We start from the raw sequence: 16287 nt of genomic DNA, 5'->3' as shown, positions 1-16287 counted from the left end.
ATAAGATGGGATTGTGCTGAAGATAGGCGTTATCAGAATCAATTAATTCAGTGATTAAGCTTAATTTATTCACATATTTTACACTTACAATTCTATAGTTTTCCTTTGCCTGATTAATAGCTTCTTCCACAATTTTTACTTTTTGACTGCTTTTTTAAACTTTTAATCCATAGCTTGTGATTTTAAGCTAACGCTCATCAATAATAAACACAACACCGTGAACTGATATTTGCAGGCGCTAAATATCATATTCATAATTTATTTTTTTATAAAATCAGAGTGAAGTTAACAGAGTGCTTTTGATTCTCTCAACTACTATACTTATTAAATAAAGCAGGGAAAAGCCCAAAGAAGCAATTCGCTTTACTTTATCCTATAGTTCTATTTAGAGCCTGCTGAACAACGCCAGTAATAGATCAAAAGCCTTCATTTTGAATGATTAAGCCATTTTTTATGCGAGCGGTTTTTCAGCAAGTGCAAGCTTATTGACCACAATATACCTTTATCCATACATCAGAAAATCTCAAAATCGAGATTTTCAAGCTAGCCTCAGCCATGCCAGGCCTGGCATGGCTGAGATTTTTCAGCAAGCCCTATTTATTCTCCTGATAACAAGGATAATCAGTATATCCCAATTCATTTCCACCGTATAATGTTTTAGCATCAAGCTCGTTCATAGGCCAACCATTGGCAATGCGCTCTGGTAGATCGGGATTGGCAATATACGGTCTCCCAAACGCTATAAGATCTGCCAAATTTGCTTTGATAAGTTTCTCTCCTTTTTCTGGTGTATAACGTCCTGCATAAATGATCTTACCACTAAAAGTTTCCCGTAAAGCCAGTCGGAAAGATTTTGGTAATTCAGGAGCATTCTCCCAGTCTGCTTCAGCAATCGAAACATAAGCAATACCAGCTTCTTCAAGTATTTTCACCGCTTCTATGTAAGTCTCATGTGGATTCTCTTCCACCAGGCCGATATAAATACGATCCTGATCGGTGCTCGTAAACAATGGTGTAAAACGTACTCCAAGACGTTCTGGCCCCGTTACTTTAGCGACAGCCTCTATGATCTCTCGCAAGAAGCGTAGTCTGTTCTGCAATGAACCTCCATATTGATCTTCTCTAGTATTGGAGTGAGTGGATATAAATTGGTTAACGAGATAACCATTGGCACAATGAATTTCAACGCCATCAAAACCTGCCGCCAAAGCATTGCGTGCAGCTTGGGCATAGAGCTCAACTATTTCTTTTATCTCTTTAACCGTCAATTGCCTAGGTGCGGACGGTTCTGCTAATTCACCAACACCTGGTGAAGTTTCAATGAATGCTTTGACTTTTTGCACTTTAATGGCAGAAGGTGCTACAGGAGCTTCTCCATTGGGTTGCAGTGACTTATGGGATACACGACCCACATGCCAAAGTTGAGCAAATATTATCCCATCTCTTTCATGCACGGCATCAGTCACCTTTTTCCAGCCTGCTATTTGTTTTTCCGAATAAATCCCGGGGGTCCAGGAATACCCTTTTCCTCGTGGTTCAATTTGTGTACCTTCACTAATTATAAATCCAGCAGATGCCCGTTGCTGATAATATTTAGCCATTAGGTCCGTCGCCACGTCTCCCGGCTGACCACTCCGCTGTCGAGTCAAAGGTGGCAGAACAATACGGTTTCTTAAAATACGTTTCCCCAATTCAGTTTGGGTGAATAAAGAAGAATATTCCATATATATAAGTCTTTTTTTATGAAAGATTATATACAAACGGCTCTTAAGTTTTTATTTAAGAGCCGTTTATATACTTATTTTTTAATTAATACAGTCTTAGGGTTAGTAAATAAAAGCCTTCCCTCATGACCTTGCTCAGTACCCAAACCAGATTGTTTGTGTCCTCCAAATGGAATATCCACTCCCTGGGTGTGTATCTCATTAACCCAAACCATTCCTGTTTCAAGCTGATTGGCTACTTCTACCGCAGCTTTCGTATTTTGTCCCCAAACCGAGCCGCCAAGACCAAACGGACTATTGTTAGCTCGATTTATCACATCATCTACGTCATCATACTCAATTATAGGAACAATAGGGCCGAACTGCTCTTCCTGAACAATTTTGGATTGTTCGGATGGATTATCCACTACTGTAACAGGGATGAAATAACCTGGCTGATTGTCATCTACGTCACCTCCCAAAACAATATTTTGACCATTAGCTTTAATGTCTGCTAAAAAGGTCTTAACCTTTTCATATTGCATCTTATTCTGTACCGGTCCGAGAACTACGTCAGCGTCCATTCCATTACCAAGCTTTTGTTTTTTTGCGTAGTCAACAAATTCAGCTACGAACTCTTTACGGAAAGAGCTATGCACATAGAGACGTTTTATTCCGACACACCATTGTCCCAAATTTCCTACTGCACCCCAAAATAGCTGAGGAACAATAGTTTTCCAGTCCGCATCCGGTAATACTATAGCCGCATCATTTCCTCCCATTTCCAAGGTCAAACGCTTAACGGTCGATGCAGCAGAGCGAATTACGTGCTTACCTGTCTCGGTAGAGCCGGTAAAACTAATCTTAGCAAGATCCGGATGTTCCGTCATTTGAGGGCCTAGTTCATTACCTCCCGTAATTATTGAGAGTACACCTGCAGGCAATACAGATTGTGCAATCTGGCCTGCACGTAAAAGTGTAAGTGGTGTAAAAGGAGAAGGCTTAACAACCATTGTATTTCCCGTTATAAGTGCAGGAGCGACTTTCCATAAAGTTAGGAGAACCGGAAAATTCCATGGAGTTATAGCTCCAACGACTCCTAGGGGAGTGTGATGAAGTTCAACGATATGGCTTTCGTTTTCCTCTACGATTTCCACAGGAATACGTCTTTCAGCAATTTCACGTATGTATCTGATTGCTTGATCGACCTCAGGCACCGCTTCGGTAGCAAAAGGTTTTCCCTGTTCCAGCGTTAGCAATCTTGCAAGCTCGTCACGGTGAGCATCCAATTCAGCGGCATAGGCTTTTAAGTATTGCTCACGCTCGTCATAACTAAATTTTGACCAACTCTTAAAAGCGGTTTTAGCTGCGCTAATTGCTTTTTCCAATTGCTCGGGACTTGCTGATGGAGCTTGAGCAAAGACTTCTCCTGTTGCTGGATTTTCAACACCAAAGCTTTCAGCTGTTTGGACTAACTGCCCATCAATGTTTAAGTAATAAGGGCCATCAAAAATATTGGTAGCCGATTTTTTTGTTACATCCACTTTCATAGTGTTTTTAATTTATTTCCAATTCAAATTGCGCATATCCGAATCAGAGATTTGTTTGTATCACCGTGATTTTCACCGTGACAATATTAGACCGGTCGTCTAGTATTTTGTTGGTGCAAATTTATACGGATTTTTTTTGTATTCAGAAATTTATATTATATTTAACAAATTTTAACATTTCAATTTCAGTCAAACCACTAGGACAGCGTAGATCACTCTTCTTTCATCCCTAGCTGCTGCTACAAGAGGTAGCTATGCCTTTTTTTAGGAGGTCTCGTCAATTCCGAAAACAGTGATCCAACACTGGCAATCGTTTTGATGAGCCTTTCAATCCAGTAGGAAAACACATTCCATATACACTGAGGATACACATCCATGATATCTGCCGCTTTACTTACAGGCATTTTCGACTCGATCAATAGCATACTGAATGCTTCAAACAGCAACCCGACTGCTGGACGAACCCAGGAGACAATGACCATTCGGGTGCTTCCTTCTGAAGTCTGAACCCGTGGGACTCAGGCATGAAGGAAAAATATCGAGCTATCCCTGCCCGCCAGGCTCTGGCTTAGCCATATCAATCTTTGTAATGTACCAAGGCTTTTCCAATCCCAAAGCCATCCCGAAAATCTGTGTACTCTTCATCTAGCAAAACCAAATCATCACTTTATCAGTTTATGTGCCGCCCCCTATAACCCATTTAGAACCTGTAGATTCAATCACTGATATAATTATAGCCGACTAGTCTATTTTTTTATTAACTTTGCACGCATGAAAAATAAAAATGAAGCCGTGAATGTTCGCGAAAATATACTGACCGTGGGACGTGATATAATATCCCAAAAAGGATTTTCCGCTGTTGGACTGAACGAAATCTTAAAGGCTGCCAATGTTCCAAAAGGATCATTTTACCATTACTTCGAGTCCAAGGATTTCTTTGGAAAAGAAGTCTTAGATGATTATTTCGAAGAATATCTAGCTGAAATGGATATGATCTTTAACCAAAATGAGCTTAGTATTGTCGATCGTCTGATGAAATTCTTTGAACGCTGGCAAGAAAGACAAGCATTTCTTGAATGTCAAGGAAAATGTCTGGTTGTAAAAGTGGCCGCTGATGTGTCGGATTTATCTGAGGCAATGAGACAATCTCTTCAAATAGGTACCTCTGAGATCATTAAACGATTATCTGCAGCAATTGAAGCAGCTAGTGAGGACGGTTCTCTTAAGATATCCAGTGATTCCACTACTACTGCAGAGAGTGCTTTTCATTTATGGTTAGGAGCAAGCGTAATGGTCAAAATTATTAAAAACACTAAACCTTTTGAATTAGCTATGAATACCACACGACAATTGTTTGGTTTACAGCCGAACTAAATATGTTCTCAAAGAGAGACCGTTTTAACTTTAAAAGTTGGCTGTGCCACCTCATTCTTTCCTCCTTCCCGTTTCTCTCCGTTCTTGGGACAGGCTCCCCGCAATACTGCGGGGTAGGCATTTGGGGAAAGGCGATTGTGAGATTAAACCATTCTCCGGATTTAAGCCCGGAAGGATGATAAAAGTTGACCGAGCTTTTTGATGGTAAATAGATAGAGGAAAAGCACAAGTTGACCATGCTAAAATCCATTTTTCACCCTCACACCAAAGGCAATTGAAATTTGGGAAAGCAGTAGGGGTGAAACTCTTTAACAAATTGAAAGAGAGCCAAAATTGTATTAAGCGGTAATTTACTCCCGATCGAACTCTACTCCCCCATCAGCTTTCAGAATTTCCCTACTTTTCTTTAAAACTAAAACAATAAAAATATTTCCGGTTGCTTTCCAGAGGAGATCAAACGCAATTTTTAGACAGATAAAAGCAGAATAGGTGGAGATACTTCACAAATCGGATAGGTTGCAAATACTCAAAAAGCAAGCTAAATTCAACTATCTAATACAACAACTATGCAAGACGAAAACCTATTAAAGCCTATAAAAGCGCTAATGGAAGCTATGGAAGTCGAAGATGCAAAGCTGATTAGAGCACAATTTGCACCTTCCGCAACCCAAGCTTATGGAGCAGAGGGCAAAATGAAAACAGCTAAAGAAACGGCCAAGTGGATAGAAAGCGATATCATCAGCCGCCAAGGCAAGGTTGAAAAACCTGAATATGCCATCATTGACAGAAACCAGGTTGTAGTGAAAGGACAATATTCTAGCCGTGGATACACAAATAAAGCTGATTTTTTATTCACCGTTGAAAACGGACTGATTACAAGCTGGAGAATGCGGTATTGAGTATCAATGGTTAACATGTTACCTATGGTGTATGGAATCCCCCGTTCTCAACTATCAATTAAAAAAAATGGCAAAGTGGCTATTTACAATTGATTGTAGGTATTTTGCTGGTGGCATTGCTGTTTGTTATGGTAGGGCAAAGCTAGTGTGAAGATCTTACTAATACTTTTTCCGCGATGTTGAGTTCTGGACTGTTTACTCATTCGATGATTGTAAATCAGATGGGACACATTTGGTGGTCCATGGTCATGGGGACACCAAATCGATGGTTAATCCCAATGGGACTCACTCCCAGATTATTGGTAATGAAAACACCAGAATCATTGTAAATCCAAACGGAACCCATTCTATTCTAAGCACACAAGACAATTTCTCGCAACTGCAGATCCATCGGAACCTAGGATATAACCCCTTTTCGTCAGAAAGAGGGGAAACAAAATGATTGTCCTTCCCGATGGTTCAGTTATTTATTTTAACCCGAAATATGCATTAGCAATTCTACGCCTCGGCGCACAAGTTATTACAGCCATTAATTGCTTCAAAATCAGCCATTACATTGCTGTTTGGAGAGTTCACGGTAGCGTCGCTATGGTGAACTCTCCAAACAGTCTGATTTTATTGCAATTAATGCCCTCATGACGAAACCTAATGCATAATCCGGGTTTAAGAAAAAGACAAAGTCAAAATCTAAAATATCTTTGAAGTTAATCGAATAACTTTTCAGCCTCCAGAGTTTATGTTCTTCTAATCTATCCTGTGTCTAGGCACTTGCCACGCTAATGTGAAGTCACTCCCACTGAGATTGCCACACTCCTTCGTCGTTGCCGATGACGTGTTTGGGAACTAGCTACAACGTCATCCCGATTTGGGGCGGTTGGCATCCAGATGTTAAGTCTAGCAATGACGCAAACTTCTTATCCCTTGGTCCTGGTCTCTCCTATCTTGATACTGATGTCTTGATACTTGCTACTTGATACCAATCATTCACTTTTCAATGAGTCCACCGGATTTGCAGAAGCGGCACTATAGGCCTGGGTGCCCACAGTAATCAGGGCAATGCTTACCAGCAATACTCCAGAGCCTGCAAATATCCACCAGCTCAGACTTGTCTGGTACGCATAGGTTTTCAGCCAATTATCAGCAAAATACCAAGCCAACGGTACAGCTATTGCGATGGAAAGCAGTATCAGCTGCACAAAATCCCGGGACACCAATTTCAATATTCCGAAAGTAGAGGCTCCCATTACTTTGCGGACACCGATTTCCTTCTTACGCTTTTCAGCAGTGAATGCAGCCAATCCAAACAATCCTAAGCAAGATAAGAAAATCGCCAGCACACCGAAGTATTTTGCAAGCTTGGAAACCCGCTGCTCGGAAACATACAACGACTGATAATCGGCATCCATAAAGGAATAATCCATTGGTTGGGCCGTTCGCTTCACAAAAAGCTCCTCAATTCCCGCAATGGTCCCCTGTTGATTTTCAGAGTTGATTCTCACCATGACCTTCTCGGCAAAACCCGGATCATACTTCAGGAATGCGGGTTTGACGCTCTCTTTCAGTGACTCAAAATTAAAATCCTTGAGCACACCGATCACCTCTTTGTCCTCTCCCCAGAGATTTACAATCTGCCCAACAGGATTTTCAAAGCCAATCGTACGGACAGCTGCTTCATTTAAGATTATCTTTGACTTTTCCTCTCCAAAGTCCGGAGAAAAAGCTCTTCCATCGACCAGTTCCAGTCCCATAGTCTCTACCAAGCCCATGTTGACGGTTATGTTTTCGAATTTCACCTGTTCATCGGGATTCTTCCCTTCCCAGGTAAGCCCGATCGTGGAGCTTCTCAATCCGACCAATGGATGACTTAAACTGGAAGCGTCTTGTACTCCCGGGCTATTTCTCAACTCTGCCAAAAATGAATCCAACTGATTGGGGTGGATCCCAGAGGCGTTGATCTGAAGGAGATGACTCTGGTCGTAGCCGAGGTTTTGGTTTTGGATAAAGGACATCTGTTTGCCGATCACGGAAATTCCAATGATCAGCAAAAGAGAAATTGTAAACTGGAATACAACCAGTCCCTTTCTGGCCAGCAATTCCCCTAAACTTCCTTTCACTGATGATTTCATCACGTCCAAGGGCTTAAACTTGGATAGGTATGCTGCCGGATAAATACCCGCCAAGAAGCCAGTCACAATCCCTATTGCCAATAAAATCAAGATCAGTTCAGGCTCTAAAGCCAAACTTAGCGTCTTGGATGTAACCTGATTGAAAAAGGGTTGTAAAATATAGACCAGTACCACCGCCAGTATCAGTGCCAAAAAAGTGAGCACAAGCGACTCGACCATAAACTGGCTGAATAAACCTCCACGGCTTGCTCCCATGGATTTTTTGACACCGATTTCCTTCACCCTACTCATCGATCTCGCCGTGGTCAGATTCATAAAATTGATGCAGGCAATGATCAGAATAAAGAGTGCGATCACTGAAAAAAGTTTGACATAGCTGATCCTTCCTCCCGCTACTTTCCCATCTTCATAAGTACCGTACAGATAGGTATCTCCATATGCCTGAACAAAAGCTGACACGTTACTTCCCTCATCTTTGGCTTTGATGAAGCCTGCAATCTGTTCATTGAAAGCTTCCACATCTGTATCCGGGCGGAGCAGCACATAGGTGGAAGCATTGAAATTGCCCCAGTGTACGCCGTCTCCAAGCATCTGTTTGAAATAGGAAAAGGACAAGAAATAATCAGACTTATCGATGTCCATAGCTCCAAGATCCTTGTAAACCCCTGTCACTTCTACCTCATTCTGAAAATCGTAAACCTGCCATTTTACTGATTGACCAATCGCATCCTTTGGTGAACCAAAGAGCTTTGTGGCCATCGTCTCAGAAATCGCCAAGGAATTGATCCCGGTCATCACCTGACTTGGATTTCCTTCCACAAAATCAACAGAAAAAATATCAAAATAGCTTTGGTCCACAAACAAACCCGCCCCCGACAACTTGGTATCACCCTGTTCAAAAGAAACTCCCTCTATAAACGGAGAGGTCCCGGCAGACAATTCCACCTGAGACAACTCTGCTTTCATTGCTTCTGCCATATCGCCGGGCGTCACTCCTATGGTCACTATTCCACCGCTGTTATCGTGATTGGTCATCACTGCATAGATCCGATCTATCCTTTCATGATACCGTCCGATACTCAGCTCATCCTTCACCCACAGCAGGATCAAAACCACTGTAGTAAGACCTATTGCCAATCCAAACAGATTGATCGCGAAGATCTTCTTGAACTTCATAAAGCTGCGGAACGCGAGGGTAAGTTGATGGCGGAGCATTGTGCGTGGGGGTTGGAAGTAGGTAAGTTTGGAGGTGGGAAGTTATTTAGCAGTTGATACTAAGGTGTTTCTGAAGGCTGCGATACTATTCATCAAATCAAAAGCCTGTTTATGGCTAATTTGGAAAGACTCTTCTTCAATGTATCCTCGAAGTTTTGCTTTGTGAAGACATGTGACTACTTCTGCAGGTGAACGTAAAGAATAGCCAATAAATTTTCTGAATTCAGCTTGAGAGTTTCCTGTAGCACCTTCAGCTATATTCAATGCAATAGAGTCAACTGCTCTACGGATTTGAGATGTCAGGCTGTATAGTTCTTCTTTTGGAAAAGCCTTTGATAGCTCAAAAACCTCTTCACCAAACGACATGGAAGTTTGCCAGATTCGAAGTTTTTCAAATTTAAAATCCATAATTTTTAGTATTCAATGATCAAATTATTCCAAACCTCCTACCTCCTACTTCCAACTTTAGACATGAAACTGCTCCCTGATATTCTCTGTCACCACTTTACCATCAAATAAGTTGATGATTCGGTGTGCGTAATTCGCGTCATGCGGAGAGTGGGTCACCATGACTATCGTGGTTCCTTCGTTATTGAGTTCTTCCAGAAGACGCATTACCTCTTCACCATTGGTAGAGTCCAGGTTACCTGTAGGTTCATCGGCAAGGATCACAGAAGGCTTGGCCACGATGGCTCTGGCGATGGCCACACGCTGCTGCTGACCGCCTGAAAGCTGCTGGGGGAAATGGTTTCTTCTGTGCATGATATTCATGCGGGTCAATACCTCTTCTACTCTTGTCTTACGCTCATCTGAAGGGATTTTCAGGTAAAGGAGTGGGAGCTCCACATTTTCGAATACCGTAAGTTCATCGATCAGGTTGAAGCTCTGGAACACAAATCCGATATTTCCTTTTCTCAAAGAAGAGCGTTGTCTCTCAGAGAACTTTGCCACTTCATGATCCAGGAAGTGGTATTCCCCATCATCCGGGTTGTCCAATAATCCCAGGATATTCAAGAGTGTGGATTTCCCACATCCTGAAGGCCCCATGATGGCGACGAATTCGCCTTTTTTGATTTCGATCTGTATGCTGTCCAAAGCGGTGGTCTCTACCTCTTCGGTAGCGTACATTTTGCGGAGATTGACTGTTTTGATTACGTTCATGGTTTTGAGTTTGAAGACCGAAGACCGAAGACCGAAGCCTCTTGATCCTCCATCCTTATTGATAGATTTTTTTTAAGACTGAAGACCGAAGACCGAAGACCGAAGCCTCTTGATCCTCCATCCTTATTGATAGATTTTTTTTAAGACTGAAGACGGGAGACCGAAGACCGAAGCCTCTTGATCCTCCATCCTTATTGATAGATTTTTTTTAAGACTGAAGACGGGAGACCGAAGACCGAAGCCTCTTGATCCTCCATCCTTATTGATAGATTTTAAGTTTGAAGACCGGAGACCGAATGACGTTGGATATCTTAATCTTGTTTTTAAGACCTCTTCGGTCTCCCGTCTTCGATCTTCCGCCTTACTAGCTTATTTAATAGCTTTTTTAAACCCTATTATCATATTCATCAGATTGAAACATTCAGAATAAAATTTATCAAACACTGAATCTTCAATGTACTTTCTTCGCTTAGCTTTATGTAAACAGGTTACGAGTTCAGCCAAAGACCTTAAAGAATAGCCAATAAATCTTCCTTGCTCAGGGTTTGTCTGACCTATAGAACCTTCGGCAATATTAAGGGCAATAGAATCAGCAGCTCTGCGAATTTGACTTGTCAAATTATAAATCTCTTCTCTTGGAAAGTTTTTGGATAGCTCATGGATTTCTTCAGCTAAATCCATCGCCTTTTGCCAAATGATCAATTTTTCAAATTTGAAACTCATTTCCAATCAATTTAAATTTGACTACTATCACTCTCATTTAATTCACAGTTTCTTCGGTCTTCAGTCTTCGGTCTCCCGTCTCCCGTCACTTCAACTCCAACACCTCATTCTTCCCGAAATTCTCGTAGCCGGAGATGATTACTTTCTCACCTTCCACCAATCCTTCCAAGACTTCATAATATTCAGGGTTTTTGTTTCCAAGTCTGATATTTCTCTTTTCGGCATTGCCTGAGGAATTGATCACAAACACCCAGTTTCCTCCGGTATCCTTAAAGAATCCTCCCGTAGGCAATAGCAAACTCTGCTCGCTATCACTCAACTGCAATCTGATTCTCACACTCTGTCCTCTTCTGATTCCCTTGGGGCTTTCGCCTGTAAATCTCATATCCACCTCAAATCTACCGTTGGTGATGGTGGGGAAGATTTTGGTGATCTCCAGTTCATGGTCCACGCCACTGAGAGTAAACTTTCCCTGTAGGCCCTGACCTATCCTGGGCAAATACAATTCATCTATAGGCACCCGTACCTTGAATTCGTCCAGCACATCTATCTGACCATAGCGGGCACCTGAGTTGATGGACTGTCCTACCTCGATCTGCTCCATGGCCAACTGACCCGCTATAGGCGCTTTGATCACCAGGTTATCCAAAATCTGGCCTACTCCCTCCAAAGAAGCATTCATCCTGCCTTCCGACTGGCGAAGCTGGGCCAACTGGTATGCCCTGGCAACAGAATCACTTCTATAGGATTTATAAGTCAATTCCCTTCTTTTCAGATTATATTCATATTGCTCTGCCACCTCTTCAAATTCACGGTCAGAAACCAGCTTCTTCTCATGAAGTTCTTTGAACCTCTTGTACTGAGGCTCCAACAAGCTGATCTGATAATCTATTTCAGCAAGCTGTCCCTGTTGGTTCAGGTCATTTTGATCCAGAAAAAGTCGGGTTTGACGCAGGTTGTTGATTTGCTCATACAGCATGGTTTCCCGTTGCATGACGTCCAGCTGCAAATTGGAATTGGCCATCACCAGAATAGTATCTCCTACTTCCACCAAGGCGCCGGATTCCCGTACGATCTCCCCTACCATCCCACCTTCTACCGCATCCAGGAAAAAAGTCTGAGCGGGCTCTATCTGTCCGGAGACCAAAATGTAGTCTGTAAATTCCCCCTTGGTGACAGTAGCGATGCTCAGGCGGTCTCTCTGTACGTTCATTGTAGATCTGTGATCTGCAAATGCAATCTGATAAACAATCCCGGCGACTAAAATAACACCGCCTGTTATCCAGGCAATTCTCTTAGGGGTCCAGGTTTTCTTAGCTATTTTTCTATCCATTGTGTGTTAATGCCATTTTCGGGCTGCTACCCATATGCCAAATGGTATGCCATGCAAAAAATCGGCTGTACAGGCTAGTTTCGTTGATTTTGATCTAAGGCCGATCTAGAATCGCGAACATTATCGTCCGCAAGCGAACAAAATAATTCAAAGTCGTATAGTCCTAACCTGGCGAATAGCAAAAGTACAATTCTTAAAAACATGCGTAGATTGTCCGAAATCAAACGTTTTTTGGCAAATTTAGCATGCCATACGTTTCGGTATGCTTTTGGAACAAGAGCATGACACAAGCAGGATAGGTTTCCAGGCTTTTTAAATTCCCTTTTACTATGAGCGAGCAAAGAACAGGCAAAATTCTTATTGTAGATGACAATGAAGACCTTCTTAAGGCAGCAAAAATTTTTCTCAAACGGCATTTTTCCCAAGTGGACACCGAGACCAATCCCGATCTACTCCCCATCCTCACCCACAATGAATCCTATGATGTGATTCTCCTGGACATGAACTTCACCAAAGATGTGAGTTCGGGCCAGGAAGGGTTCTATTGGCTAGACAGGATTCTGGAACTTGACCCTTCCGCTGTGGTGGTCTTGATCACTGCCTATGGGGATGTGAATCTTGCGGTGAAAGCAATCAAGGAGGGGGCCACTGATTTTGTACTGAAGCCATGGGAAAACGAGCGCCTGCTCGCGACATTGAATTCTGCCTTGCAGCTCCGCAAAAAGAAAATGGAGATAGATCTACTCCGCGACCAGAAGCAGACCATGCAGCAGGACATAGACAATAAGTTCAAGGACATTATTGGCCAAAGCGAGACTATGCAGAAGGTGTTTGAGACTATAGAGCGGGTAGCTGTGACTGATGCCAACGTACTGATTCTGGGAGAAAACGGAACAGGAAAAGAGCTGGTAGCCCGTGCGATACACCGTCATTCCAAAAGGAACAGGGAAGCATTCGTAGGCGTGGATCTGGGCTCCATCACCCAGACGCTTTTTGAATCAGAGCTTTTCGGACATAAAAAAGGATCCTTTACAGATGCCAAGGAGGATCGGGCAGGAAGATTTGAGCAGGCGCATAAGGGAACGCTTTTCTTGGATGAAATAGGAAATCTACCCCTTGCGCTACAATCTAAGCTTCTGGCCGCACTTCAAAACCGGCAGGTAACACGTGTGGGAGCAAACAGACCTGTGGACGTGAATATCCGGCTGATCTCTGCCACCAATATGCCAATTCACAACATGATCTATGAAAATGGTTTCCGGCAAGATTTGCTTTACCGTATCAATACCATAGAAATCCAACTTCCACCGTTGAGGGAGCGTGTGGAAGACATTCCGCTTTTGGCAGATCATTTCATTGCGTTTTACTCCAAAAAGTACAATAAGGACATCAGAAAAGCCTCTGAACCACTGGTAAAACGGATGACCAAGTACCACTGGCCAGGCAATATTCGCGAACTACAACACAGCATAGAACGCGCGGTGATCATGTCAAATCATAATGTGCTTCAGCCAGAGGACCTGTTTTTGCAAAAAATGGCTCAGCCTGAGCGTCAGGATGAGTCGGTAAGCTTAGAGCATCTGAATATTGAAGATGTGGAACGTATCCTTATCCGCAAAGCCTTACAAAAACACAACGGACACATTACCAGAGCGGCTGAAGAACTAGGGCTTACCAGATCCTCGCTTTATCGCAGATTGGAAAAATATGGTTTATAAACGGTTTTCTTTTGGCGTAAGCCTAAGAATCATAGGAATCATCCTTAATCTATACCTAGGGCTATGGTTGTATTATAGCCAGGACTTGTGGCTGGCTCCTGCTATTTTGGCCTTGATAGCCCTCATACAGATCGGAGAAATGATCTACTATGTAAACTCCATCAACCATAAACTTGCCCGGTTCCTGGACTCCATCCGATATGCGGATTTTTCAAGCTCCTTCACTTCCGACAGCAAAATGGGAAATTCCTTCAGGGAAGTAAATACTTCTTTCAATGAAGTAATGGAGGTATTCAAACAAACCCGGGCTGAGAAGGAAGAGCAGATGCTGTTTCTCCAAATCATTATCCAACATATCAATACCGGAATCATCTCATTCAACGATGCCGGGAAAATCGGCGTGATCAACAACGCCGCAAAGCACTTGCTTCAGATCCCTCAGTTTCGGGACATCACTGATTTGGGAAAACTCTCTCCCACGCTTCTCAACGAGGTGATGGAAATGAAGCCTGGACAGCGAATCTCAAAAAAAGTAAATCCCTCCCTTCACCTGATCATACAATCCACTTCCCTTAAAATGGGTGGACAAAGCTGGACCTTGCTCTCACTCCAAAACATCAATGCGGAACTCCAGTCAAATGAACTGGAAGCCTGGCAAAACCTGACCAAGGTGCTCAGGCATGAAATCATGAATTCCATTACTCCGATTTCAAGTTTGGTAGAGTCACTCCGTACTATTCTTGATGAGGATAGTTATGTACAGCAAGAGGGTATTCTGATCAAAAAAGATGGGTTTATGGACATGCAGGAAGGACTTGACACGATTGCCAATCGCAGCAGAGGGCTGGTGAATTTCGTAAACGCCTACCGGGATTACACTAATATTCCGGCTCCGAAGAAAGTTACCATGCCAGTCAGGCAGCTGTTTGAAAATGTGCTAAACCTGATGAAGGAGGACTTAAAAACCGCCGAGGTAAAAGTTGAGACTAAGGTACATCCCGGAGACCTGGATATCCATTGCGACCCGGATCAGATCACCATGATCTTGATCAATTTGGTGAAAAATGCCTCCGAATCCTTACAGAATCAGGCTGACCGTACCATTTGGCTATCTGCCATTGGACAGGGTGATCTAGGCTTGATGATACAGGTAGAAGACTCTGGCCCGGGAATAATCCCTGAAGCTTTAGAGCGGATTTTTGTGCCATTTTATTCTACCAAAAAGACCGGTAGTGGCATTGGGCTGGCCATATCCAGGCAGATCATGAACCTGCACAAGGGCAGTCTCGAAGTGACTTCCATCCCAAATGAGCGGACTGTCTTTACGATGAATTTCAGGTAACGGTTTTTTAACAGCAATGGGCACGGAGAGGTACGCGGAGATCGCAGTGTAGTGCTATAGCTTAGGTCTGATCGGGATTTGTATTTCTGGCCGTCTTGAGTGTCACACTCACGACATTTTGGTAGTATGTGAGTGAGGCACTCACATGGGCGGACCTTCAATAAAATAGTCCGAACCTTCTTACTTGATATACTTTTTCTTCAAGAAGGCCGATATCTTCTTTTCGAGTTCGTGCCACTTGCTAACTGGGGCTATTGTACTTTGCGATAGTAAAGTCATTAAAGATGAAATAAGAATGTTTGGAAATGACCCGTCAATCATGATTTCGTTGCCATGCACTGTTATTTGAACACCAACCCAAGCAGACTTTCGAACTAAGATGCTTTTTTGAGATCCAAGACCGAAAATCTTAAAGGTATAACGATCAGAAAATTCATTTTTCAGTTCCTGAATTATCTCGTTTAAGTTTGGGGATTCACATGTTGCTTGAACTATCATAGTATTCTGTTTCGAACCTAAAAATTCAAGTTACGATAAAAATGGGAAATAATTAGATTAGCTTGGTTCAAGTCTCATGACTTGGACCCTAAATATTGCAGTCTTTAGACTGCCCTTCTCTCCACTAGAATAGTTCAAAAGTATAACTGCTCCTGCAATCAAGGATATAATATAAGCTCAGACTTGCCTCTTTTGCAATCGGGAGACTGCATTATGATTAGTCCAAGTCCGAAGACTTGAACTAATAAAGCTTGTAATTCCGCTAGGAGCTCTGAAAGAGCGAAATCCTGCTTGGTTCAAGTCTCATGACTTGGACCCTAAATATTGCAGTCTTTAGACTGCCCTTCTCTCCACTAGCATAATTCAAAGGTATAACTGCTCCTGCAATCAAGGATATAATATAAGCTCAAACTTGCCTCTTTTGCAATCGGGAAATTGCATTATGATTAGTCCAAGTCCGAAGACTTGAACTAATAAAGCTTGTAATTCTGCTAGGAGCTTTGAAAGAGCGAAATCCTGCTTGGTTCAAGTCTCATGACTTGGACCCTAAATATTGCAGTCTTTAGACTGCCCTTCTCTCCACTAGAATAGTTCAAAAGTATAACTGCTCCTGCAATCAAGGATATAATATAAGCTCAGACTTGC

Annotated in this window: 11 protein-coding genes; 4 read left to right on the top strand and 7 right to left on the bottom strand. The window is 42.5% G+C overall.

Annotated elements, in window-relative coordinates; translation table 11 throughout:
* Positions 1–593 precede the first annotated feature (593 nt).
* Both LZF95_RS21240 and LZF95_RS21235 read right to left on the bottom strand, forming a co-directional pair.
* Positions 594–1724, bottom strand: coding sequence for an alkene reductase (locus tag LZF95_RS21240; protein WP_233757216.1), 1131 nt, complete (start codon positions 1722–1724; stop codon positions 594–596).
* 74 nt (positions 1725–1798) lie between these two features.
* The gene (locus LZF95_RS21235) at positions 1799–3253 is read right to left on the bottom strand and encodes an aldehyde dehydrogenase family protein (protein WP_233757214.1); all 1455 of its coding nucleotides are present in this window, start codon (positions 3251–3253) and stop codon (positions 1799–1801) included.
* Positions 3254–4024: 771 nt separating this feature from the next.
* Between LZF95_RS21235 and LZF95_RS21230 the strand changes: the two genes are divergently transcribed.
* Together LZF95_RS21230 and LZF95_RS21225 are read left to right on the top strand one after the other, a co-directional pair.
* Positions 4025–4627, top strand: coding sequence for a TetR/AcrR family transcriptional regulator (locus LZF95_RS21230; RefSeq protein ID WP_233757212.1), 603 nt, complete (start codon positions 4025–4027; stop codon positions 4625–4627).
* 605 nt (positions 4628–5232) lie between these two features.
* A complete protein-coding gene (locus LZF95_RS21225; protein WP_233757210.1) occupies positions 5233–5526 on the top strand; it encodes a hypothetical protein in 294 nt (97 codons plus the stop codon).
* Between the two features lie 980 nt (positions 5527–6506).
* On the opposite strand, the gene LZF95_RS21220 is transcribed toward LZF95_RS21225, so the two are convergent.
* The 5 genes from LZF95_RS21220 to LZF95_RS21200 form a co-directional block, all read right to left on the bottom strand.
* Complete coding sequence (locus LZF95_RS21220) at positions 6507–8867, bottom strand: ABC transporter permease (RefSeq protein WP_233757208.1); 2361 nt, start codon at positions 8865–8867, stop codon at positions 6507–6509.
* A gap of 42 nt (positions 8868–8909) precedes the next feature.
* Positions 8910–9275: a four helix bundle protein gene (locus LZF95_RS21215; protein WP_233757207.1), complete on the bottom strand. Its 366-nt coding sequence runs from the start codon at positions 9273–9275 to the stop codon at positions 8910–8912.
* 57 nt (positions 9276–9332) lie between these two features.
* Complete coding sequence (locus LZF95_RS21210) at positions 9333–10028, bottom strand: ABC transporter ATP-binding protein (protein WP_233757205.1); 696 nt, start codon at positions 10026–10028, stop codon at positions 9333–9335.
* Positions 10029–10397: 369 nt separating this feature from the next.
* A complete protein-coding gene (locus tag LZF95_RS21205; protein ID WP_233757203.1) occupies positions 10398–10751 on the bottom strand; it encodes a four helix bundle protein in 354 nt (117 codons plus the stop codon).
* 85 nt (positions 10752–10836) lie between these two features.
* Positions 10837–12084, bottom strand: coding sequence for an efflux RND transporter periplasmic adaptor subunit (locus LZF95_RS21200; RefSeq protein ID WP_233757201.1), 1248 nt, complete (start codon positions 12082–12084; stop codon positions 10837–10839).
* A gap of 329 nt (positions 12085–12413) precedes the next feature.
* On the opposite strand from LZF95_RS21200, the gene LZF95_RS21195 reads away from it, so the two are divergent.
* On the top strand, positions 12414–13802 hold the full coding sequence (locus LZF95_RS21195) for a sigma-54 dependent transcriptional regulator (protein WP_233757200.1): 1389 nt from the start codon (positions 12414–12416) through the stop codon (positions 13800–13802).
* Complete coding sequence (locus LZF95_RS21190; RefSeq protein WP_233757198.1) at positions 13792–15144, top strand: PAS domain-containing sensor histidine kinase; 1353 nt, start codon at positions 13792–13794, stop codon at positions 15142–15144. The genes LZF95_RS21195 and LZF95_RS21190 overlap by 11 nt, the downstream gene beginning before the upstream one ends.
* Positions 15145–16287 lie beyond the last annotated feature (1143 nt).

The sequence above is a fragment of the Algoriphagus sp. AGSA1 genome (assembly GCF_021390545.1).
Lineage (GTDB): Bacteria > Bacteroidota > Bacteroidia > Cytophagales > Cyclobacteriaceae > Algoriphagus.
The sequence above is the reverse complement of the archived record's forward strand: the minus strand, read 5'-3'. Positions and strand labels throughout refer to the sequence as shown.

What these genes read in the sequence shown, in the direction of transcription:
- LZF95_RS21195 (WP_233757200.1), top strand. Translation starts at nt 12,414, where the DNA reads ATGAGCGAGCAAAGAACAGGCAAAATTCTTATTGTAGATGACAATGAA.
- LZF95_RS21215 (WP_233757207.1), bottom strand. Translation starts at nt 9,275, where the DNA reads ATGGATTTTAAATTTGAAAAACTTCGAATCTGGCAAACTTCCATGTCG.
- LZF95_RS21235 (WP_233757214.1), bottom strand. Translation starts at nt 3,253, where the DNA reads ATGAAAGTGGATGTAACAAAAAAATCGGCTACCAATATTTTTGATGGC.
- LZF95_RS21210 (WP_233757205.1), bottom strand. Translation starts at nt 10,028, where the DNA reads ATGAACGTAATCAAAACAGTCAATCTCCGCAAAATGTACGCTACCGAA.
- LZF95_RS21240 (WP_233757216.1), bottom strand. Translation starts at nt 1,724, where the DNA reads ATGGAATATTCTTCTTTATTCACCCAAACTGAATTGGGGAAACGTATT.
- LZF95_RS21190 (WP_233757198.1), top strand. Translation starts at nt 13,792, where the DNA reads ATGGTTTATAAACGGTTTTCTTTTGGCGTAAGCCTAAGAATCATAGGA.
- LZF95_RS21225 (WP_233757210.1), top strand. Translation starts at nt 5,233, where the DNA reads ATGGAAGCTATGGAAGTCGAAGATGCAAAGCTGATTAGAGCACAATTT.
- LZF95_RS21230 (WP_233757212.1), top strand. Translation starts at nt 4,025, where the DNA reads ATGAAAAATAAAAATGAAGCCGTGAATGTTCGCGAAAATATACTGACC.
- LZF95_RS21205 (WP_233757203.1), bottom strand. Translation starts at nt 10,751, where the DNA reads ATGAGTTTCAAATTTGAAAAATTGATCATTTGGCAAAAGGCGATGGAT.
- LZF95_RS21220 (WP_233757208.1), bottom strand. Translation starts at nt 8,867, where the DNA reads ATGCTCCGCCATCAACTTACCCTCGCGTTCCGCAGCTTTATGAAGTTC.
- LZF95_RS21200 (WP_233757201.1), bottom strand. Translation starts at nt 12,084, where the DNA reads ATGGATAGAAAAATAGCTAAGAAAACCTGGACCCCTAAGAGAATTGCC.